This window comes from Arsukibacterium sp. MJ3 (assembly GCF_000987765.1).
Lineage (GTDB): Bacteria > Pseudomonadota > Gammaproteobacteria > Enterobacterales > Alteromonadaceae > Alishewanella.
The window spans coordinates 1-21,329 of the sequence record NZ_LAHP01000017.1; the positions used below are offsets into that span (position 1 = coordinate 1).

24 protein-coding genes and 1 tRNA gene are annotated in these 21,329 nt (G+C 47.3%); 14 read left to right on the forward strand and 11 right to left on the reverse strand.

Going from position 1 to position 21,329, the window contains the following annotated elements:
- The 3 genes from mutL to tsaE all read right to left on the reverse strand — a co-directional run.
- The coding region (gene mutL, locus VT06_RS12505) for a DNA mismatch repair endonuclease MutL (protein WP_046554661.1) at nucleotides 1–497 on the reverse strand (497 nt) is incomplete at its 3' end.
- A gap of 2 nt (nucleotides 498–499) precedes the next feature.
- A complete protein-coding gene (locus VT06_RS12510; protein ID WP_046554662.1) occupies nucleotides 500–1,807 on the reverse strand; it encodes an N-acetylmuramoyl-L-alanine amidase in 1,308 nt (435 codons plus the stop codon).
- Nucleotides 1,794–2,267 carry a tRNA (adenosine(37)-N6)-threonylcarbamoyltransferase complex ATPase subunit type 1 TsaE gene (tsaE, locus tag VT06_RS12515; protein ID WP_046554663.1) on the reverse strand — a complete coding sequence of 158 codons (474 nt, stop codon included), beginning with the start codon at nucleotides 2,265–2,267 and terminating at the stop codon, nucleotides 1,794–1,796. Before tsaE ends, VT06_RS12510 begins: the two co-directional genes overlap by 14 nt.
- A 228-nt stretch (nucleotides 2,268–2,495) precedes the next feature.
- On the opposite strand from tsaE, the gene queG reads away from it, so the two are divergent.
- Nucleotides 2,496–3,650 carry a tRNA epoxyqueuosine(34) reductase QueG gene (gene queG, locus VT06_RS12520; RefSeq protein WP_235357426.1) on the forward strand — a complete coding sequence of 385 codons (1,155 nt, stop codon included), beginning with the start codon at nucleotides 2,496–2,498 and terminating at the stop codon, nucleotides 3,648–3,650.
- Here queG and VT06_RS17840 read toward each other — a convergent pair.
- The 3 genes from VT06_RS17840 to orn form a co-directional block, all read right to left on the reverse strand.
- Nucleotides 3,619–3,819 carry a DUF1289 domain-containing protein gene (locus VT06_RS17840; RefSeq protein ID WP_082122527.1) on the reverse strand — a complete coding sequence of 67 codons (201 nt, stop codon included), beginning with the start codon at nucleotides 3,817–3,819 and terminating at the stop codon, nucleotides 3,619–3,621. The two genes, queG and VT06_RS17840, sit on opposite strands and share 32 nt — an antisense overlap.
- 84 nt (nucleotides 3,820–3,903) lie before the next feature.
- Nucleotides 3,904–3,979, reverse strand: a tRNA-Gly gene (locus VT06_RS12525).
- Between the two features lie 69 nt (nucleotides 3,980–4,048).
- Nucleotides 4,049–4,597, reverse strand: coding sequence for an oligoribonuclease (gene orn, locus VT06_RS12530; RefSeq protein WP_046554665.1), 549 nt, complete (start codon nucleotides 4,595–4,597; stop codon nucleotides 4,049–4,051).
- Between the two features lie 111 nt (nucleotides 4,598–4,708).
- Between orn and rsgA the strand changes: the two genes are divergently transcribed.
- From rsgA to VT06_RS12545, 3 genes are all read left to right on the forward strand, one after another.
- The gene (rsgA, locus tag VT06_RS12535; protein ID WP_046554726.1) at nucleotides 4,709–5,743 is read left to right on the forward strand and encodes a small ribosomal subunit biogenesis GTPase RsgA; all 1,035 of its coding nucleotides are present in this window, start codon (nucleotides 4,709–4,711) and stop codon (nucleotides 5,741–5,743) included.
- 18 nt (nucleotides 5,744–5,761) lie between these two features.
- Entirely contained in the window at nucleotides 5,762–6,619 is an 858-nt protein-coding gene (asd, locus tag VT06_RS12540; RefSeq protein ID WP_046554666.1) for an archaetidylserine decarboxylase, read from the forward strand.
- 154 nt (nucleotides 6,620–6,773) lie between these two features.
- Nucleotides 6,774–7,478 carry a glycerophosphodiester phosphodiesterase family protein gene (locus VT06_RS12545; RefSeq protein ID WP_046554667.1) on the forward strand — a complete coding sequence of 235 codons (705 nt, stop codon included), beginning with the start codon at nucleotides 6,774–6,776 and terminating at the stop codon, nucleotides 7,476–7,478.
- Here VT06_RS12545 and VT06_RS12550 read toward each other — a convergent pair.
- On the reverse strand, nucleotides 7,475–7,885 hold the full coding sequence (locus VT06_RS12550; protein ID WP_046554668.1) for a MerC domain-containing protein: 411 nt from the start codon (nucleotides 7,883–7,885) through the stop codon (nucleotides 7,475–7,477). The two genes, VT06_RS12545 and VT06_RS12550, sit on opposite strands and share 4 nt — an antisense overlap.
- A gap of 175 nt (nucleotides 7,886–8,060) precedes the next feature.
- Between VT06_RS12550 and VT06_RS12555 the strand changes: the two genes are divergently transcribed.
- Nucleotides 8,061–8,369 (forward strand): hypothetical protein, encoded by a 309-nt coding sequence (locus tag VT06_RS12555; protein ID WP_046554669.1) that lies wholly within the window; start codon nucleotides 8,061–8,063, stop codon nucleotides 8,367–8,369.
- Nucleotides 8,370–8,456: 87 nt separating this feature from the next.
- Here the strand turns inward: VT06_RS12555 and VT06_RS12560 are convergent, their stop codons facing one another.
- The 3 genes from VT06_RS12560 to VT06_RS12570 all read right to left on the reverse strand — a co-directional run bounded on the left by VT06_RS12560 (nucleotide 8,457) and on the right by VT06_RS12570 (nucleotide 11,240).
- A complete protein-coding gene (locus tag VT06_RS12560; RefSeq protein WP_235357427.1) occupies nucleotides 8,457–9,011 on the reverse strand; it encodes a DUF3016 domain-containing protein in 555 nt (184 codons plus the stop codon).
- 220 nt (nucleotides 9,012–9,231) lie between these two features.
- On the reverse strand, nucleotides 9,232–10,869 hold the full coding sequence (gene groL, locus VT06_RS12565; RefSeq protein ID WP_046554671.1) for a chaperonin GroEL: 1,638 nt from the start codon (nucleotides 10,867–10,869) through the stop codon (nucleotides 9,232–9,234).
- Nucleotides 10,870–10,949: 80 nt separating this feature from the next.
- Nucleotides 10,950–11,240 carry a co-chaperone GroES gene (locus tag VT06_RS12570; protein WP_046554672.1) on the reverse strand — a complete coding sequence of 97 codons (291 nt, stop codon included), beginning with the start codon at nucleotides 11,238–11,240 and terminating at the stop codon, nucleotides 10,950–10,952.
- 304 nt (nucleotides 11,241–11,544) lie between these two features.
- On the opposite strand from VT06_RS12570, the gene dsbD reads away from it, so the two are divergent.
- The 8 genes from dsbD (at nucleotide 11,545) to purH (ending at nucleotide 20,082) form a co-directional block, all read left to right on the forward strand.
- Nucleotides 11,545–13,347, forward strand: a complete 1,803-nt coding sequence (dsbD, locus tag VT06_RS12575) for a protein-disulfide reductase DsbD (RefSeq protein ID WP_046554673.1) — start codon at nucleotides 11,545–11,547, stop codon at nucleotides 13,345–13,347.
- A gap of 272 nt (nucleotides 13,348–13,619) precedes the next feature.
- A complete protein-coding gene (gene aroQ / locus VT06_RS12580) occupies nucleotides 13,620–14,072 on the forward strand; it encodes a type II 3-dehydroquinate dehydratase (RefSeq protein ID WP_046554674.1) in 453 nt (150 codons plus the stop codon).
- A 24-nt stretch (nucleotides 14,073–14,096) separates the two neighbouring features.
- Nucleotides 14,097–14,552: an acetyl-CoA carboxylase biotin carboxyl carrier protein gene (gene accB / locus VT06_RS12585; protein WP_046554675.1), complete on the forward strand. Its 456-nt coding sequence runs from the start codon at nucleotides 14,097–14,099 to the stop codon at nucleotides 14,550–14,552.
- A 17-nt stretch (nucleotides 14,553–14,569) separates the two neighbouring features.
- Nucleotides 14,570–15,913 carry an acetyl-CoA carboxylase biotin carboxylase subunit gene (gene accC / locus VT06_RS12590; RefSeq protein ID WP_046554676.1) on the forward strand — a complete coding sequence of 448 codons (1,344 nt, stop codon included), beginning with the start codon at nucleotides 14,570–14,572 and terminating at the stop codon, nucleotides 15,911–15,913.
- Nucleotides 15,914–16,002: 89 nt separating this feature from the next.
- Nucleotides 16,003–16,887 carry a 50S ribosomal protein L11 methyltransferase gene (gene prmA / locus VT06_RS12595; RefSeq protein WP_046554677.1) on the forward strand — a complete coding sequence of 295 codons (885 nt, stop codon included), beginning with the start codon at nucleotides 16,003–16,005 and terminating at the stop codon, nucleotides 16,885–16,887.
- Between the two features lie 204 nt (nucleotides 16,888–17,091).
- Nucleotides 17,092–18,087 carry a tRNA dihydrouridine synthase DusB gene (gene dusB, locus VT06_RS12600; RefSeq protein ID WP_235357428.1) on the forward strand — a complete coding sequence of 332 codons (996 nt, stop codon included), beginning with the start codon at nucleotides 17,092–17,094 and terminating at the stop codon, nucleotides 18,085–18,087.
- 17 nt (nucleotides 18,088–18,104) lie between these two features.
- The gene (gene fis / locus VT06_RS12605; protein WP_019676480.1) at nucleotides 18,105–18,395 is read left to right on the forward strand and encodes a DNA-binding transcriptional regulator Fis; all 291 of its coding nucleotides are present in this window, start codon (nucleotides 18,105–18,107) and stop codon (nucleotides 18,393–18,395) included.
- A 100-nt stretch (nucleotides 18,396–18,495) separates the two neighbouring features.
- Complete coding sequence (gene purH / locus VT06_RS12610) at nucleotides 18,496–20,082, forward strand: bifunctional phosphoribosylaminoimidazolecarboxamide formyltransferase/IMP cyclohydrolase (protein ID WP_046554679.1); 1,587 nt, start codon at nucleotides 18,496–18,498, stop codon at nucleotides 20,080–20,082.
- 84 nt (nucleotides 20,083–20,166) lie between these two features.
- Here the strand turns inward: purH and VT06_RS12615 are convergent, their stop codons facing one another.
- Nucleotides 20,167–20,505, reverse strand: coding sequence for a tRNA-binding protein (locus VT06_RS12615; protein ID WP_046554680.1), 339 nt, complete (start codon nucleotides 20,503–20,505; stop codon nucleotides 20,167–20,169).
- A gap of 57 nt (nucleotides 20,506–20,562) precedes the next feature.
- On the opposite strand from VT06_RS12615, the gene VT06_RS12620 reads away from it, so the two are divergent.
- The gene (locus VT06_RS12620) at nucleotides 20,563–21,306 is read left to right on the forward strand and encodes a ferredoxin--NADP reductase (protein WP_046554681.1); all 744 of its coding nucleotides are present in this window, start codon (nucleotides 20,563–20,565) and stop codon (nucleotides 21,304–21,306) included.
- Nucleotides 21,307–21,329: the final 23 nt, after the last annotated feature.

The window sequence follows — 21,329 nt, forward strand, 5'->3', positions numbered from 1 at the left end:
GTTTTGTCACTACGCAAAAATTTACGCCTGGCAGGGGTATTGAAAAACAAATCTACCACTTCAATACTAGTGCCATCTGGGTGGGCAGCCGGTTTTACCGTGACATCCATGTTGCGCCCTTCAGCCTGAGCTTGCCAGGCAGCAGGTTGTTGTGCCGGCTTTGAAGTAAGGGTCAACCGCGACACTGAACTGATACTGGCTAAAGCTTCGCCGCGAAATCCTAAACTGGTTATCTGGGCTAAGTCATCAAGTTCACTGATTTTACTGGTAGCATGCCGGCTTAAGGCTAACGTTAACTCTTGCTCAGCGATACCGGCACCATTGTCCCGTATTCGGATAAGCTTGCTGCCGCCTTTTTCAATATCAATGTCAATGTGGCTGGCACCCGCATCAAGGCTGTTTTCAACCAGCTCTTTAACGACCGAAGCCGGTCTTTCTACCACTTCGCCAGCGGCAATCTGGTTCGCCAGCTGTGGTGGCAGTATTTTGATGGTCATGTTCAGGGGATCCGTAATACCTGACCAATCCGAATGCTGTCATTCGCCAATTGGTTATGGTTACGCAGCGCATCAACCGACACTTCATAGCGCTGTGCCAGCAATGACAATGATTCGCCAGCTTGTACTTTATGCTCACGGGATCGCTGCTGTGCAAATAAAGAGTCGGCCGGTGGCGCAAGTTCAAAGTGCCGCTTCAGTGCGCGTTGCAGCGATTGCGCTAAACGAGCCTGATGACCAGCCGATTTTAAATTCTTCTCTTCCTGTGGATTAGAAATAAAACCTACTTCAACCAGAATTGATGGTATATCCGGCGATCGTAATACCCCCAGGCTGGCAGCCTGAGGTTTTGCCTGATGTAAGGATGTAATTTTACCCAGTTCAGCCAACACCTGATTAGCCGCCTGATACGCCGTTACCATTGAATGATTCATGGATAAATCCAGTACCGTTTGCGCCAGATAACGCTCATTAGCAGAATCGCGAATCACTTCTGCCACCCCACCTAATAATTCAGAATGGCGTTCAGTTTGCTCCAGCATACGGCCCACTTCGGTGGTTGCCCGGCGTAAAGATAACACCCAAACTGAGGCACCTTTAGGCTGTGGTGAAGTAAAGGCATCGGCATGAATTGACACAAGTAAATCAGCTTGCTGGCTACGGGCCAATTCAGTGCGACGATTCACATGAATAAAATAATCGCCGGTGCGCACCATTACAGCCCTCATACCGGGCTCTTTATTAATAAGCTCGGCTAAACGATTAGCGATGGGCAGCGTCAGGTTTTTTTCATAATAACCGCTAGGGCCAATAGAGCCGGGGTCTTCACCACCATGGCCAGCATCAATAGCAATAATAATATCGCGGGCAGCTCTGATACTCGGTGGGGGCCGATTTACTACGCGTTGCTTGTCGGGTAAATCTATTACCAAGCGGTGACCATAAGGGGCGGTAGGCGTTAACGAAAAAACCGTCGGTTTTAGTGGGCTGCTTAAGTCGAGCACTATTCGCATACTGTTATTATCGCCGCTGCTGCGAATAGATTTAATCAGTGGTGAATCGCCCTTTATTTTGGGTAATGCAGCGCCGCCAACAATATTACTTAGGTCAATAACCAGTCGATCCGGATTGTCCAGACTAAAACTTTTATATTGTGGTGCGGCCGATAAATCAAATACCACCCTGGTGTTATCCGGTGAAGGCCAAATACGGATACTTTGCACCTGATTACTGGCATAACTTAACGCTGAAAAAAACCATAAAATGGTTAAACCGGCGCAGCTAAGAAATTTATTATTATTTTTCATCATCTCTTATTGCATCTAGTATGGCGCGGCCAGCTGCTGTACCTGCGCTTATGGTTACTTGACGCTGTGCATCAAGATACGTTAAGTGTATGTCGAGATCAGGTTCAGGTAAATATCCCTGACCTTGTTCTGGCCATTCCAGCAGGCATACACTTTGGGCGTTAAAATAATCGCGGATCCCCATAAACTCGAGCTCTTCCGGATCGGCCAATCGATATAAATCAAAATGGTACACCGCAAAATTGGCTACCTGATAAGGCTCCACTAAAGTATAAGTGGGACTTTTTACCTTACCCTGATGGCCCAGCGCGTGCAAAACTCCACGGCTAAACGTGGTTTTTCCCGCGCCTAGACTACCGCGTAAAAATATTACCTGGCCACCCTGTAGCCTTGTGGCTAATTGGCCAGCTAAAGCCAATGTTGCCGCTTCATCTGCCAGAACTGATATATAGTTGCTTGTCACGAGACTCCGGGTAAATCGCTTAATTTGCCGTTACTGGTGTTATCGGTGCTCATGTTAACAAACAATGGCAAAGCCGGGCCAGTAAAACCATTGCTTTGGTAACAGTATTCACTGTTAGATCTGACCAGAAAATGAATATCGGGTTCCCGCCAATTACAGCGCTATGATAAAGTGATATGGCTTTTTAGAACACATTTAAGACAATAACTGGCTGCAGCATCCCATTTTATGAAACGTGGAACAACGAACATGGCTATCGATTATCAGCTTCTTGCCACCCAAATTAAACAGTGGGCGTTAGAGCTGGGCTTTCAGCAACTGGGCATTACTGGTACCGATATCAGTAGCGAAGAGCCCCGTTTAGCGGCGTGGTTGGCGCAGGGCTTTCATGGCGACATGCAATATATGGCTGAACATGGCATGTTGCGCGCCCGCCCGGCAGAACTGCTGCCTGGTACCCTTAGGGTATTAAGTGTTCGTATGGATTACCTGCCCGGTCAGGCCGGTTTTGCCACTAACCTGGCCGACCCCACTAAAGCCTATATTAGCCGCTACGCGCTGGGCCGTGATTATCACAAGCTGGTACGCAAGCGCTTAAAACAACTGGCAGAAAAGATAAAACTCGCTGTTCCTGAGCTCGGTTTTCGGCCCTTTGTGGACTCAGCGCCGGTGCTGGAGCGGCCGCTGGCACAGCGTGCTGGCCTGGGCTGGGTGGGTAAACACAGTTTGTTACTTAACCATGGCAGCGGTTCCTGGTTTTTTTTAGGTGAATTGTTAGTCGATATTCCACTGCCGGTTGATGAACCTCATCAAGGCGATTGTGGCAGTTGTGTCGCCTGTATTACCAGTTGCCCGACCGGCGCTATTGTGGCGCCCTATGTAGTGGATGGCCGGCGCTGCATTTCCTACCTAACCATAGAATTAAAAACCGCTATTCCAGAGGAACTACGGCCCTTAATCGGCAACCGTATTTACGGATGCGACGACTGTCAGCTGGTGTGTCCACAAAACCGCGATGCGCCGCTCAGTATTGAAAGTGATTTTCAGCGCCGAGAGCAGTGGCAAGATCAAGGCTTGTTGCAACTGTTTGCCTGGGATGAAACCACGTTTTTACGCCATACCGAAGGGAGTGCCATTCGGCGAATTGGCTTCGAGCGCTGGCAACGTAATATTGCGGTAGCGCTGGGCAATGCACCTTATGAGGCTAATATAGTAGCGTCGTTGCAAGCGGCAAAAGCCACAAGCACTGCTTTAGTACTGGAACACATTAACTGGGCAGTAGCGCAACAACAACGCAAAAGCTGGCAGGCAGCAAATTTGTTACCCCGGGCAACCGAGCGATTGGTAAGAATTATTCAGAAGGGCTTGCCACGGGATGCGTAAAACTCGTTGATCTTGCGTCTAAACGCTGTTGTGCCAATGACACAATTTGCTGTTGACGCGCGGTACCAGCCTGCTGCCACTCCAGAATTTCTGCAAGTAACCGGCCACAGCCTAAACAGCAGTCTTGTTGGTCAAGACAGCAATTGCGCACACAAGGAGATCCCACCATATTTACTACTATTGATCAGTTTGTCTGAGTGTAGCAAAGTTAAATAACAAAAAAACCGCTTATAAGCGGTTTTTTGTTCGAATTTGGAGCGAGTAACGAGATTCGAACTCGTGACCTCGACCTTGGCAAGGTCGCGCTCTACCAGCTGAGCTATACTCGCATCTACTAACGCTATTGCGTTGTGATGGCGCGCATTTTACAAAATCAGCGCGCTTATGCAAGTACTTTATTAAGGTAATTTAAAAAAATACTGACGATAGGTTACTAATTCAGCAATCGACTCACGAATATCGTCCAGCGCTAAATGGCTACCGGCTTTTTGTACGTTGTTTAACACTTCAGGGTGCCAGCGGCGGGCTAATTCTTTTACGGTACTAACATCCAGGTTACGATAATGAAAGTAGCCTTCCAGCTCTGGCGCATATTCTGCTAAAAAGCGCCGGTCCTGACCAATACTATTACCACACATTGGTGATTTACCTTTAGCCACATACTGGCTTAAAAATTCAATGGTCTGCTTGGCAGCATCTTCCAGGCTGGTGTTACTGGCCAGACAACGGGCGGTTAAGCCACTTTTACCGTGCTGCTCTACACACCAGGCATTCATATTGTCCAGCACCGTGGCAGCGGTTTTAATTGCAAACACTGGCCCTTCAGCCAAAACGTTTAACTGACTGTCAGTAACAATGGTTGCCATCTCTAAAATTACATCGGTTTTTGGCTCTAAACCAGTCATTTCCAAATCCAGCCAGATCAAATTACTGTCATTTGTTGCCATAAAGATTCCTCTGCTGCGTGCTGCTTTGTTCAAATTAAGATTACAGGTATGATACACGCCTTAAGCCTAACACTGAAAGCGCCTGAATGCGCAAAACGGTATAAACAGCACGTGACCAAAAAAAAACACCTGACTAAACGCCAAACAGATCGAATTGCCCAAAATGAGCAAAAGCGACTACGCGGTACAAAAAAAACCACCACCGTGCAATGGGATGAAGATGTACTGCTGGCGCCGGAGCCCGGCCTAGTAATTAGCCGTTTTGGCCAGCATGCCGATATTGAAGATAACAGCGGTAAAATTGTGCGTTGCAGCATGCGCCGTACCATCAGCTCGGTAGTAACCGGCGATAAGGTGCTCTGGCGCCGCGCGAAGCAAGGCACCGGCAGTATTGATGGCGTAATTGAGGCCGTAGAAGACCGAAGCTCGGTACTGCTGCGACCAGACTTTTATGATGGCTTAAAACCGGTAGCCGCCAATATCGATTTAATGATTATTGTCTCGGCCATATTACCGGCACTCTCATTAAATATTATCGACCGTTACCTGGTAGCGGCCGAAATAACCCATATTAAACCACTACTGGTGATTAATAAGGTCGATTTGCTGACAGAGCAGCAGCATCAACAACTGGTAGAGCAATTAAGTTTGTACCAAAAAGTTGGCTATGATTATTTGCTGGTGAGTGCTAAATCTGGCCAAGGCATGCCTGAACTTTTGCAACAAATCCACAGTGGCACCAGTATTTTTGTCGGCCAGTCAGGTGTGGGTAAATCGTCATTAATGAATAACCTGATGCCAGGTCTTACTGCCGCCACCCGAGAGGTGTCTGAAAATTCTGGATTAGGCCAGCACACCACTACGGTATCCAGACTGTATCATTTGCCAGAGGGCGGTGATTTAATTGACTCGCCCGGTATTCGGGAATTTGCCTTATGGCACTTATCAGCCCAAGAAGTGACTGAAGGCTTTATCGAATTTCAACCCTGGCTTGGTCGCTGCAAGTTTCGGGATTGTAAGCATATTAGTGATCCTGGCTGCGCCATTGTGCATGGCGTGCAGCAAAACGACATTAGCATTGAGCGCTATGACAGTTATTTAAAAATTCTCGCCAGCATGGCGCAGGATAAACCCAATTATTTTTAAATTAAGGTTAGTGCCATTATGGATAAAGTTAAAATTACCCTGCAGTACCTGATGCCAAAACATTTACTGTCACGCTTAGTCGGCAAGTTGGCCGCCGCCGAACTCGGCTGGTTTAGCCATTTCCTAATTAAACGGTTTATTAGCGCCTATAACATTGACATGACCGAAGCGCAGTTTGAGCGACCAGAAGACTACGCTAGCTTTAATCAGTTTTTCACCCGGCCATTAAAAGATGGCATCCGGCCGCTGGCCATTGAGACCAATGTGGTTGCGCATCCGGTAGATGGCGCTATTAGCCAACTAGGCCCCATTGTTGATGGCCAGCTAGTGCAGGCTAAAAACCACAGTTACTCATTACAAAGTTTGCTTGGTGGCTTAAAACAAACCGCTGCCCCATTTGCTGGCGGCGGTTTTGCGACTATTTACCTGGCACCAAAAGACTATCACCGTATTCATATGCCGGTAAGTGGCACCTTGCGCGAGATGATCTATATCCCGGGCGAGCTGTTTTCGGTTAATCCGTTAACCGCTGCCAATGTACCGGATTTATTTGCCCGTAATGAGCGGGTAGTAACTATTTTTGATACCGCGTTCGGGCCAATGGCGCTGGTATTGGTAGGCGCCACCATAGTGGCGAGCATTGAAACCGTGTGGGCGGGCACCATTACCCCGCCTACCGGTAAAAGTATTTTTCGCTGGCGCTACCCGGCAACCGGCCATACCGCTATTACGCTGGAAAAAGGCGCTGAAATGGGTCGCTTTAAACTGGGCTCTACCATAGTACTGGCCTTCCCGGCTGGTAAAGTAGACTTTCTGGCCGATCAGCAACCCGGCACCGTCACCCGCATGGGCGCGCCTTTTGCAGAATTGACGTAAGTTAATAACCATACCTGACGGACACGTATGTACTTTTTGCGGTAACCGTTGAAGCCCAGCACGGGCGAAAACGAGCCCTATGTATGGGTTCACGGCGTGTCACAGCAAAAAGTACGAAGTGGCCGTCAGTGTTCGGAGAAATGGAGAACGCGTTATGCAAATCATTGCCCACCGTGGCGCCAGCGGCGAATTTCCCGAAAATACCTTGCTGGCGTTTGAGCACGCACTGGCACAGAGCGCTGATGCGATTGAGCTGGATGTCTTTGCCGTGGCCGGCGAGTTAATTGTTATTCACGACCACCATTTAGCGCGTACCACCAATGGCACCGGCAGTATATATCAATATTCGCTGGCACAATTGCAGCAATTGGATGCCGGCCAGGGCCAACGTATTCCTACCTTGTGGCAAGTGCTTAAACTTATTCAGGGTAAATGTTGGCTAAATATTGAATTAAAAGGCCCGGATACTGCGGCACCGTTGTTAGCGCTGCTGAACAAAGCAGAGCAGCAACTCGGTTTTGATTGTCAGCAGCTGCTTATCTCTTCGTTTAATCATCATTTGCTTGCCGCAATTAAGCTCAAACGGCCCGACTTAAAGCTCGGAGCGCTAACCGCCAGCCTGCCACTAGACTACGCCGCATTTGCCACAATGTTACAGGCTTACTCAGTGCATTGTGATGTTAGCTTTATTAATCAGGCCATGGTTGATGATGCCAAAGCGCGCGGCTTAAAAGTGTTTGTCTATACAGTAGATGAGCCAGATGATATTAAACGATTAACCGGCTATGGCGTAGATGGGATTTTTTGCAACTTTCCGGCTCGTAGCCGCGGCGTGCTGAATAAAAAACCCGCTATTTAAGCGGGCTTGTCGGCGTGGTGTTCGGTATCGCAACTTTCACACTGATTACATAATCGCATATTCAGGATATGAGCCAGCACCACTAAGGCCGCACCTATAAACAGAATAGTATGTTCATACTCTGGGCCCCAACCATCTTTCTGCCAATAAATAAAGCCACCCAGAAACAGTGAATAAAAAGGATACAACTTACGGTGATAGCGATGAAAGCCAATAAACAGTGTGATAAAGCCCAATGCCATGGTGATCAGCAGCACAATTCGCTCAAAGGCGTGGTTGTGGTTAACGGTTAAACCCAATAATGGCAGTATTGGCAATAACACCGGCAGCATTATGCAGTGAATGGCACAAAGCGACGTTACGGTAATACCCACTTTATCGAATAACACCCTAGCTTTAGCTAACACAATTTAAACCCGCCGTGCTGAAGTTAAAAAACGATATAATATAACAAATCAAAACACAAAGAAACGGCTTGTCATAAATTAGTTTTATCACCGCGGTACTATCGTTTATTGTCCTTGCTGATTCAGTACACAGCCTATGGCATAATAACGCCATAAACATTTGACCAGGCCTGTTATGGATACCTTATTAAACCAACTTGATGAAAACCTGAAAGAGTTATACCGCAAAGCGTTAGACGCCGATGCCGTATTAGAGCAACTGCAACAACAGGGACATGTGAAATATCAGAGTATTTTCCCTGCGAGTGCCGAGTTTAACGTTAACAGCAACCGCTTTATACCTTATTTAAGCGAGGCAGCAGAGCAGGTTGCCGCTATCCGGCTAAGTCAGCAGTTTAATACTGCTACCTTGGCCCGGGTGGTTAAACAATTACAACTTTTACATAAAACCTTAGCCGAGTTTCGACAAGTCGTCATTAAATAGCCATAGTGTAAAAGTGAGCAAGCATTGGAGATTTATCGCAACGTTGCTCGCTTTTTGGAATGACAAGCTTAACGTATTACAGCAACTTTAACGCTCTGGCTGGCTTACTTTGGCAGGTAACGCCGCGTGCTGGCTAACTTTCGGTTGTAACTCTTTGTCAAACCAGTCTTGTAACATCTGCCGTTCAAACGAAAACTCCGGTGTATTGCCACGTGGCGATAGCCGGCTCATAAAGCCCATATCGCGTAATCGTTCTTCGCCACCCACCACTTCTTCACCAAACTGATCACGTAACAGGTGGTTAAAGCGAATAGCGGGCGAGTGAATTTCTCTAATTACCCGAATCGCCTGACCGGTACCCATGGCGAAATAATCAACTTGCCCTGCCAGGTCAACATCAGTTATGGTTGCTTGCCAGGTGTAGCCTTCAGGTAATTCGCTAGCCATCTCCTGAAAAAACGTCTCAATATTGCGCTTTACTCTTTCTTCAAAACGACTGCGAGAATCGTTCGCCGCGCGAATATCACTAAATTTATCGACATCTTGCCAGTTTAGTTCTAATGCCGCGCCGGCATCGGTGTTACTTAGTGCCGGGGCTGACAATGCCAGGGCAAAGCTTGCTATCAGAACTGTTTTCATCATTACCTCTCAATCGTTCACTCGGCTTAATATTGCTATTAAATTACGTTGTACAATTTAACCACGATCATCGCAGTTAGTTTGGCGCTTAATTATACTATAGAGCATAACCAGCCAGCGGTGCTTGGCTAAAGTGTATTAATACTAGAGCCATTTTGTGAAAAAATGTACAAAAAAAAGCCCCCGCTGTTACCCGGGAGCTTTTTTAGCAGCAATAATGCTATTACATCATGCCGCCCATACCACCCATGCCGCCCATATCAGGCATGCCTGGGCTGTCATCTTTTGGCATTTCAGTGATCATTGCTTCAGTAGTGATCATTAATGAACCAATTGACGCAGCAAATTGCAGTGCTGAACGGGTTACTTTGGTTGGATCCAAAATACCCATTTCTAACATGTCACCGTAAACGTCGGTAGCCGCATTGTAACCGTAGTTACCAGTACCTTCTTTCACTTTATTAACCACTACTGACGGCTCTTCACCGGCATTCGCTACAATTTGACGCAGTGGCGACTCCATCGCGCGCAGAGCAATTTTAATACCGTGCGTTTGATCTTCATTTGCACCGGTTAAGCTAATTAACTTGGCTGCAACACGTACCAGAGCAACACCGCCGCCAGGTACTACGCCTTCTTCTACTGCGGCACGAGTAGCATGTAATGCATCTTCAACGCGGGCTTTCTTCTCTTTCATTTCCATCTCAGTGGTTGCGCCCACTTTGATAACTGCAACACCGCCGGCCAGTTTAGCCAAGCGCTCTTGCAGTTTTTCTTTATCGTAATCTGAAGTCGCTTCTTCAATTTGCTGACGAATTTGCTTAACACGACCATCAATTGCGCCTTGCTCACCAGCACCATCAATAATGGTGGTGTTGTCTTTGGTGATCACTACGCGCTTGGCCGTACCTAAATCTTCCAGCGTAGCTTTTTCAAGCTCCATACCGATTTCTTCAGAAATAACCGTACCGCCAGCTAAGGTAGCAATGTCTTGCAGCATGGCTTTGCGACGATCACCAAAACCTGGGGCTTTAACAGCAGACACTTTCACAATGCCGCGCATGTTGTTAACGACCAGTGTGGCTAAGGCTTCACCTTCTAAATCTTCAGCAATAATTAGCAATGGCTTGCCTGATTTTGCAACACCTTCTAATACCGGTAATAACTCACGGATATTAGAAATTTTCTTATCAACCGTTAGAATAAACGGGCTGTCCAGTTCTACCTGGCCAGCTTCCTGGTTGTTGATGAAGTAAGGGGACAAGTAACCACGGTCAAATTGCATACCTTCAACCACGTCCAGCTCGTTGGCTAAACCCTGGCCTTCTTCAACGGTAATAACACCTTCTTTACCCACTTTATCCATGGCATCGGCAATGATTTTGCCAATTTCTTCGTCAGAGTTAGCTGAAATGGTACCAACCTGAGCAATCGCTTTGGTGTCGGCACAAGGTTGTGACAATTTCTTCAGCTCTTCCACCGCAGCAATAACAGCTTTGTCGATACCACGCTTTAAATCCATTGGATTCATGCCGGCCGCAACCGCTTTAACACCTTCATTAATAATGGTTTGCGCTAATACGGTCGCGGTAGTCGTACCATCACCGGCTTCATCATTGGCTTTAGAGGCAACCTCTTTCACCATTTGTGCGCCCATGTTTTCGAACTTGTCTTCCAGTTCAATTTCTTTTGCAACCGACACACCATCTTTGGTGATAATGGGTGAGCCAAATGATTTGTCCAGAATAACGTTACGGCCTTTCGGACCCAGAGTTACCCGTACCGCATTTGCCAGAATATTTACGCCTTTGAGCATCTTATTGCGAGCTTCGTCGCCAAAACGTACGTCTTTTGCAGCCATTTTAAAAATTCCTTAATTCAGTTTAAAGTTAAACGATGATGCTAAGTGCAACTTATATAATGCAGCTTATATAGTGCAGCTTAATCAAGGATCACACCTAAGATATTGTCTTCTTTAGTGATCACAAATTCCTGACCGTCTACTTTTTCAGTGCGTTCAACATAGGCACCAAATAATACTTTGTCGCCTACTTTTACGTCTAACGGCTTCACGTCACCGCTATCCAAAATGCGACCATTGCCAACTGCAACCACTTCGCCACGGCTAGATTTTTCGGCAGAAGCGCCGGTTAAAACGATGCCGCCAGCAGACTTACTTTCTGCTTCTAAGCGTTTAATGATGACACGATCATGTAAAGGACGAATATTCATGCTCTAATCTCCTAAAGCGTTTTTGAGTTTTAACATGGGTGTTAAAATGCGTGTTCGGTATATGGGGTAGCAGCAAAATAAATCCAAGGGGTAAACTGAAATTTTCTTGGTAACCCGCCTAAATTGTTTTGCTTCGCCGTATTTCTTAAGCAGTAATTAAGTATGTAGTGAAATAATATATTGTTGCAGCAGGTCTGTTGCTACCAGGGTTTGGTCGCAAGCAAAAAGACTACTAAGCCGACATTAACGTACAATGCCGTTGTTACAAGCCAAGGTTCAGCGTATTAATAAGAAGGTTTAACTGATGTCTAACGTGTTTTTATTGCCATTTCTGTTGTGGTTTACCCTTATGGGACTGGGGCTTAGCACTTTGCCGGTGCAGGCGCAGCAAACGTCAGTGCTCAAAAGTCTGCTGCAGGCTGAAGATAGTTTTTTACCCGTAGAGCAAGCGTTTGAAATGGATTTTCGGCAACAAGACGACGAATTAATCGTTAGTTGGACCATTGCCGATGGCTATTATTTATATCGTGATAAATTTAAATTTGGTGGAGTAGCGGTAAGTTTTTCTCATCCGACCTACCCGGCCAGCATGCAAATTGAAGATGAGTTTTTTGGCGTTAGCGAGGTTTACTACCATCAGCTTACGTTGAAAATCCCGTTGGCCGATATTGCCGAAGATGCCTTTTTACGTATTCAATATATGGGCTGTGCTGAAGCAGGCCTGTGCTATCCACCGGTAAATAAAGAAATTCCTTTATCTGTAACCAGTCAAACGCCTACATCAGCTGGGCAACCCACTACAACAAATGTTCCTACCTCTAGCCAGTTTGGCCTGGCAGAACGGCTTAGCAGTGGTTCAATCTGGCTAAACATGGGGGTGTTTTTCCTGCTGGGCCTAGGCCTGGCTTTTACCCCCTGTGTTTTCCCAATGTACCCTATTTTAAGCAGTATTATTGTTGGCCAAGGTAAACAACTGAGCACTCGCCGCGCTTTTGGTTTGTCGTTTAGTTATATCCAGGGTATGGCATTAATGTATTCTGCGCTGGGGTTAGTAGTCGCTAGCCTAGGCGTTAAATTTCAGGCATGGATGCAGCATCCGGCAGTGTTAATTGTTGCCAGTATTATTTTTGTGTTGCTGGCACTCGCCATGTTTGGCCGCATTAATTTTCAATTACCCGCCAGCTGGCAGGCTAAAGTCAGTGCCATCAGTAATAAGCAGCAAGGCGGCAGTTTAAAAGGTGCTTTTATCATGGGGGCTTTGTCAGGCCTTATCGCCTCGCCCTGCACCACCGCGCCACTATCTGCCGCCCTGTTGTATGTAGCGCAAAGCGGTGACTTAATGCTCGGCGCACTCACACTGTATATTTTAAGCTTGGGCATGGGCTTGCCACTGCTATTGCTAGGCACTTCTGGTGGCAAGCTGCTGCCTAAAGCGGGTGCCTGGATGAATATTGTGAAAACCGCTTTTGGTTTTATCCTGCTGCTGGTACCGATCATTCTATTAGAACGACTACTGCCCTTTTGGCAGGTTATTCTGCTGGCGTCATTACTGAGCCTGCTGGTAACCGGTTATTTATTTAAACTACTGTTCGAACAAACAGGCTCAACGGTCAAAGCCAGCCTATTGATTAGCGGTCAGTTGTTACTACTGGTGACCTTATTGTTTAACTGGCAGTATTTTGGTCCGGGTCAAGCATCGTCTCAACTAACCGGGGCAGCCAGCAGCAATCAAAGCGATAAGGTGCAATTTATTGATGTAGCAGACTTAGCCGGGCTTGAGCAGCAACTGGCAATAGCAAAAGCAGCAAATGAATATACGCTGGTCGATTTATACGCCGACTGGTGTATAGCCTGTAAAGAGTTTGAGCAATTTACTTTTCCTGCTGCTCAAGTACAGGCACAAACCAGTAAAATGCGGCTGATTAAAATTGATGTAACGAAAATGAGTCGCTCTGATGAAAAGCTACTGAATCACTTTCAGGTGTTGGGCTTACCCACCTTGTTGTTTTTCAGCCCTGCGGGTGAGGAACTGACCAGTGCCCGGGTAACCGGTTTTATGGCCGCTACGCCTTTTGCCGAGCATTTAGCGGCACTGACCACACCGTAAGGTAACCGTTTTCTGGCCAGCTACCCGCCGTTGAGCTCGGTGCTGGCCAGCGTTTCAACTGCTATATTGGTTTATTTCACCAACCTCGTTTTAGCCACTCTGGCTGATAAGACCAGTATTTTGCTGCCATTTGTCACGATTTCACTATAATAAGGCGCTTATCGGCTGTTCACGGGTGCAGTAATGTTTGGAATTCAGCAAACAGGTGCATTTTTGCTTCAGCTCTCGTAAGATAAAGTTCATTCATTACATTTAGCGGAAATACAGCACAAATGGCGGCAAATTACCGAATTTTATTGTTAAATGGCCCAAACCTAAACATGCTTGGTGTGCGTGAGCCATCGGTATACGGGACCGCCAGCCTGAGCGATATAGTCCAGGAGTTGCAAAGCCAAGCGACTACACTGAATGTTAACCTTAGCCATTTTCAATCAAATGCCGAACACGAACTAATAAACGCTATACAACAAAGCCTGGGGCAACAAGATTATATTTTAATTAATCCTGGCGCCTTTACTCACACCAGCATAGCCATGCGGGATGCATTGTTAGCAGTGGCTATTCCTTTTATTGAAATTCATTTATCCAACGTGCATGCCCGGGAAGCATTCCGGCGACACTCTTATTTAGCTGATATTGCAAAAGGTGTGATCTGCGGCCTGGGTGCCAAAGGTTACCACTACGCGCTCGATGCCGCAGTAGCAGCATTACATACAACCAAATAAATTCACTAACATCAGGCGACAGACATGGATATTAGAAAAATTAAAAAATTAATTGAATTGCTGGAAGAATCTGGCATTTCTGAGCTAGAAATTACCGAAGGTGAAGAGTCAGTGCGTATTAGCCGCCATAGCCCGGTACAGCATTTTGCGCCAATGCAACCAATGCACTATGCCCAACCACAAATGCAAGCCCCAGCGGCAGCTCCAGCCGCAATAGCCACTGAACCGGCTAAACCGGTTTTCAATGGGCAAGTGGTTAAATCGCCGATGGTTGGCTCTTTTTACCGGGCAGCATCGCCTACCTCTAAAAACTTTGTTGAAGTAGGCCAGACCGTACAAGTGGGTGATACCCTGTGTATTGTTGAAGCCATGAAAATGATGAACCAAATCCAGTCGGATAAAGCTGGCGTGGTAAAAGAAATTCTGGTTGAAAACGGCGACCCAGTCGAATTTGATCAGCCGTTATTTATTCTCGAATAACCGAAAAAGGCTGACCGATGCTAGAAAAAGTATTAATTGCCAACCGGGGCGAAATTGCGCTGCGTATCTTGCGCGCCTGCAAAGAACTCGGTATTAAAACGGTGGCGGTACACTCCACTGTCGATCGTAATTTAAAGCACGTGTTATTGGCCGATGAGACAATTTGTATTGGCCCGGCACCTTCACCGCAAAGTTACTTAAATATTCCGGCGTTAATTGCTGCTGCTGAAGTAACCAATGCCCAAGCTATTCACCCGGGTTATGGTTTTTTAGCCGAACGGGCTGATTTTGCGCAGCAGGTTGAAGAAAGTGGCTTAGTGTTTATTGGCCCGCACCCCGATTCTATTCGGCTAATGGGCGATAAAGTATCGGCCATTGAAGCAATGAAAAAAGCCGGTGTGCCTTGTGTACCTGGCTCAGACGGCGCAGTAGGCGACGATGCTGAACTGAATAAAGTCATTGCTAATCGCATTGGTTATCCGATTATTGTTAAAGCCGCCGGCGGCGGCGGCGGCCGCGGCATGCGCGTGGTGCGAAGCGAAGCAGAGTTAGTAAGCTCGATTGAAATGACCAAAGCCGAAGCAAAAGCGGCTTTTGGTAATGACATGGTGTACATGGAGAAATTCCTGGAAAACCCACGGCACATCGAAATTCAGGTATTAGCTGACGGCCAGGGCCATGCTATTCACCTTGGCGAGCGCGATTGCTCTATGCAACGCCGTCACCAAAAAGTAGTAGAAGAAGCACCGGCTCCAGGTATTACTCCTGAATTGCGGGCCTTTATCGGTGGTCGCTGTGTTGATGCCTGTAAAGTTATGAATTATCGCGGCGCCGGCACCTTTGAATTTTTGTTTGAAGATGGCGAGTTTTTCTTTATTGAAATGAATACCCGGATTCAGGTTGAACATCCGGTAACTGAAATGATCAGTGGTGTCGACTTAATTAAAGAGCAGCTACGCATTGCATCTGGTATGCCATTAACTCTGAAACAAGAAGACATTGTGATCCGCGGTCATGCAGTAGAATGCCGGATTAATGCTGAAGATCCGGTTACTTTTATCCCTTCACCGGGTAAAATTACCCGTTTCCATCCAGCCGGTGGTAATGGTGTGCGCTGGGATTCACATATCTATGCTGATTACACGGTACCGCCTAACTACGACTCAATGGTAGGTAAACTGATTACTTACGGTGAAAATCGCGAGATTGCTATCGCCAGAATGCGCAATGCGCTAGATGAGCTAGTGGTCGAAGGCATCAAAACCAATATTCCGCTGCACAAAGATATTATGCGCGATACGGAGTTTTGCAAAGGTGGCACCAATATTCATTACCTGGAGAAAAAACTGGCAATGAAGTAAGCACCGCGTCTAAGGTGTTTATACAGATTAAAGGCCGCAATTGCGGCCTTTTTGCTATAATGCGGCAAATTTTCTGTGAGAGATAACACATGCCCTGGATCCAGCTACGTATAAACACCACTGAAAAGAAAGCCGAGCAGGTCAGCGATATGCTAATGAGTTGGGGCGCGCAAGCCGTCAGCTTTATTGATGCCCATGACACGCCTATTTATGAGCCACTGCCTGGCGAGGTTATTTACTGGACCAATACCATTGTAGTTGGCCTGTTTGATGCCGAGCACCCCATGGATAATGTGCTAAGTGAGCTACATAAAGTGGCGTTATTTAAAGACGGTGTAACCTACAAACTAGAGCAATTAGAAGATAAAGACTGGGTGCGGGAATGGATGGACAGCTTCCACCCGATTAAATTTGGCCAACGGCTATGGGTTTGCCCTAGCTGGTGCGACATTCCCGACCCGACAGCGGTTAATGTTATGCTTGACCCGGGTTTAGCCTTTGGTACCGGCACCCACCCTACCACCGCCTTATGCATGCAGTGGCTAGATCAGCACATTACATTGGGGCAAACCGTGGTCGATTTTGGTTGTGGCTCAGGTATTTTGGGCATTGCCGCGCTAAAACTGGGCGCAAAGAGAGTGATTGGCATTGATATTGACCCGCAGGCGATAGAAGCCAGCACAGCCAACGCTGCCCGCAATGAGGTGAGCGGTCAAATAGAGCTGTACTTAGCCAAAGATCAGCCCAACTTACAAGCCGATGTCGTCGTCGCTAATATTCTGGCTGGGCCACTGGCTGAACTTAGTCAGGTGATCAGTAGCTATGTAAAACCTGGCGGACTGCTGGCATTATCCGGTATTTTACAAAGCCAGGCGCAACACGTTATTGCTGCCTACCAGCATCAATTTAGCTTTGATCCGGTTGCTGAGCAAGACGAATGGGTCAGATTAAGTGCGCGTAAAAACCGATCTTAAGTGGCAAATTAGCTGGTGATAAAACAAACAGCCTTGCAATTATCTTTTTTGCCAAGCCATTGTTTACGGACATGCAGCAACAGGAAAACACATCTTTTCAGCCTTTTAGCGAATGTCAATCCCTGAAAGGCCAGATTAATTGCTGTTTTGTTTAAATAATAACCTTTGCTTTGTTGGCAAAAATCCGTAAACTTAGCGCCCCTTATGGGTAGAGCCTTGGATTACACGGTGCGCATAGGTCCTTATCAGTTAGCGAACAAGGTAATTTGTGCACCGATGGCTGGCGTAACTGATCACACTTTTCGTGAACTTTGCCGCCGGTTTGGTGCTGCGTTAGCGGTATCTGAGATGCTTTCGAGCAACCCTCAGGTCTGGCAAAGCGAAAAGTCACAAAACCGCATGGGCCACCGACAGGAGTCGGGCATTCGTTCGGTACAAATTGCCGGTAGTGATCCGGCTCAAATGGCCGCTGCTGCGCAATACAATGTAGATATTGGTGCTGATATTATTGATATCAACATGGGTTGCCCGGCAAAAAAGGTCAATAAAAAACTGGCCGGTTCAGCGTTACTGCAATACCCGGAACTGGTAGAGCAGATTATTCGCGCTGTGGTTAACGCCGTGAACGTGCCGGTAACCTTAAAAATTCGTACAGGTTGGGACCCCGAGCATCGCAACGGGGTGCAGATTGCCCGGATTGCAGAAGACAACGGCATTCAGGCATTGGCTGTGCACGGCAGAACAAAGGCCTGCATGTACAAAGGCGAGGCCGAATACGACACCATAAAAGCCATTAAACAGGCGGTGTTATTACCGGTTATTGCCAATGGCGATATCTCTACACCGGAAAAAGCACAGTTTGTGCTCGAGTATACCGGTGCCGACGCCATAATGATTGGCCGCGCGGCACAGGGTCGTCCCTGGATTTTCAGGGAAGTAACCCATTATCTGGCGACAGGTAAAAAACTGGCTGCACCGGCCATTGCCGAAGTGCAGCAAATCATGCTGGAGCATGTGCAGGGTTTACATCAGCTATACGGCGTGCATTTAGGGCCTCGAATAGCCCGCAAGCACGTTGGCTGGTATTTAGCTGAGCATGATGCCCAGGGTGTGTTTCGCAGCGAATTCAATGCCATTGAACAGGCCGAGCGCCAATTTGAGGCATTAAACGACTATTTTCATCAACTAGCAGCAACCTAACGCAAAAGAGATAAGCAATGTTTAATTCGAACGTTACTTCGCCATTTATTACTAATGCCCATGTTCAAACTCAGGAAAAGCCACAAGCGTTAAGCAACGCCGTGCAAAAAGCCGTCGCCAACTACCTGCAACAGTTAAACGGTCAAGATGTTAACGACCTTTATGAACTGGTATTGTCAGAGTTAGAGCGTCCATTACTGGAGGAGGTGATGAAATACACCCGCGGCAATCAAACCCGCGCGGCCAACCTGATGGGCATCAACCGCGGTACGCTGCGCAAGAAGCTAAAACAATACGGCATGAGTTAATGCCACCGCGAGGCCCCGGTCTCGCCACTAAGCACCTTCGGGTGCTTTTTTATTGGTTTAATTAAAATTTGTTATTAGCAAGCGACAAGAGAGTATAAACATGACGACACTACGCCCTATTCGCCGCGCACTGTTAAGTGTGTCTGATAAAACCGGTATCGTGGAATTTGCAAGGGCCTTAGCCGCCCGGCACGTTGATATTTTGTCTACTGGCGGCACCGCTAAACTATTGGCCGAGCATGGTATTCAGGTAACTGAAGTGTCTGATTACACTGGCCACCCGGAAATTATGGATGGCCGGGTAAAAACCCTGCACCCGAAAATTCATGGCGGTATTTTAGCCCGGCGTGGGGTTGATGAAAATGTGATGGCTGATCACAACATTGAACCTATCGACTTAGTCGTCGTAAACCTGTATCCGTTTGCCCGCACCGTAGCCAAGCCAGGCTGCTCGCTAGAAGACGCCATTGAAAACATCGATATTGGTGGCCCAACCATGGTGCGTGCCGCTGCAAAAAATTACAAAGATGTCACTATTGTAGTTAATGCCAAAGATTATGACATTGTAATGGCCGAAATGCAGGCCAACGGCGGCGCCACCAGACATGCTACCCGCTTTAGCCTGGCTATTAGTGCCTTTGAACACACGGCGCAGTATGATGGCATGATTGCCAACTACTTTGGCGCCATGTTGCCGGCCTATGACACGCCGACAGAACCTGCCAGCCCATTTCCACGCACCTTTAATAGTCAGTTCGTTAAAAAACAAGACTTACGCTATGGCGAAAACAGCCATCAGAGTGCGGCGTTTTATGTGCAAGATGGCACAGTCGAAGCTTCAGTAGCAACAGCTACTCAGCTGCAGGGCAAGGCTTTATCTTATAACAATATTGCCGATACGGATGCCGCGCTGGAATGTGTAAAAGAATTCAGTGAACCGGCCTGCGTTATCGTTAAGCATGCTAATCCTTGCGGTGTCGCTATTGGTGATAGTATTTTGGTTGCTTATAACCGCGCTTATCAGACCGACCCAACCTCAGCCTTTGGTGGCATTATTGCCTTTAACCGCGAACTGGATGACACCACTGCCAAAGACATCATCAGCCGCCAGTTTGTAGAAGTGATTATTGCGCCTTCGGCTTCTGATGCGGCAGTTGCCGTGGTTGGTACTAAGCCAAACGTTCGCCTGTTAGTTTGTGGTGAATTGAGCGCGGCATCAGCAGCACTGGATATGAAACAGGTTAACGGCGGTATGCTACTGCAAGACCGCGATCAGGCAAAAATCATCGCTGCTGATTTACAGGTAGTCACCAAGCGCCAGCCAAATGAGCAAGAATTAACAGACTTACTGTTCTGCTGGAAAGTAGCCAAGTTCGTTAAATCTAACGCCATTGTTTATGTCAAAAACAGCATGACCATTGGCGTTGGTGCCGGCCAAATGAGCCGGGTATACAGCGCAAAAATCGCTGGTATTAAAGCAGCCGACGAAAACTTAGAAGTAGCAGGCTCCGTAATGGCTTCCGACGCCTTCTTTCCGTTTCGCGACGGTATTGATGCTGCCGCTGCCGCAGGCATTACTGCAGTAATTCAGCCGGGTGGCTCTATGCGCGACGGCGAAGTGATTGCCGCCGCCGACGAACACGGTATGGCCATGGTGTTTACCGGCGTAAGGCACTTTAAACATTAAAGCTGGCGCCATTAAGTTTTTGCTTTAGTGGTATGTTCTTTAGAATACAATAAGGCCGCTTTGCGGCCTTATTGTATTACTCTGCTAGCCCAGCTTAGCACCATTCGGCACCGGGCTATCTACCGTTACCAGCACAATAGCGCCATCTTTTCGGGCAAAGCCGGTTACTAAACACTCCGACTGCATCGGTCCAATTTGTTTGAGTGGGAAATTGACTACGGCCATCACCTGCTTACCCACTAGCTGCTCTTTACTGTATAGCGTGGTGATTTGCGCACTAGATTTTTTAATGCCAATTTCGCTGCCAAAATCCAATTGCAGTTTATAGGCGGGCTTGCGGGCTTGTGGGAAATCCTCTACCGCGATGATAGTGCCTACCCGTAATTCTACTTTGGCAAAATCTTGCCAGCTGATCGTTTCCATTACGCCCTCTGTACTAAGCTGCTATGATGTTAAAATTAAGGTAAACCGGAGAACCCTATGGCGCAATGGTTAAACGCTACCGTCGCTGAAACAATTCATTGGACTAGCAGTTTATTTAGTATTAAAGCCAAAACCGGGCCATTGCCATTTATTGCCGGACAGTTTGTCAGGCTGGCACTTGAAGGCCCAGAGGGTCGGCTGCAGCGGGCGTACTCACTGGTAAACCCACCGGATAGCGACTATCAGGAGTTTTTAATCAGCACCGTGGCCGATGGCCTGTTATCGCCACTGTTACAACAACTTACACCGGGTGATACGCTGGGTATTAGCCACCCTCCTACGGGGTTTTTTATTCTGGATGAAATACCAGATGGCGACAATTTGTGGCTGATAGCAACGGGTACCGGCATAGGTCCCTATTTGTCAATGCTGGCAACCAGCGAGCCTTATCAACGCTTTGCCAAAATTATCTTAATTCACAGTGTGCGCAGCGCGGCTGATCTGGCTTATCAAGAATTAATTGCGGGTTTTGCCAAGCAGTATCCTGGCCAACTACATTACCAACCCATTGTTACCCGTGAGCCACACCCAGGCGCTTTACAAGATCGCATCCCAAACTTAATCACTTCACAGCAATTGCAGCAACACTGTGGTCAGGGGCTTAATGAAAAGTCACAAGTAATGCTCTGTGGTAACCCACAGATGATTACTGATACTAAAGCAGTTCTGGAAAGTATGGGTTTAAAGAAAAATTTACGGCGAACCCCCGGCAATATCACCGTAGAGCAATATTGGAAATAACGCCTAACGTTAGCACAGTAGTA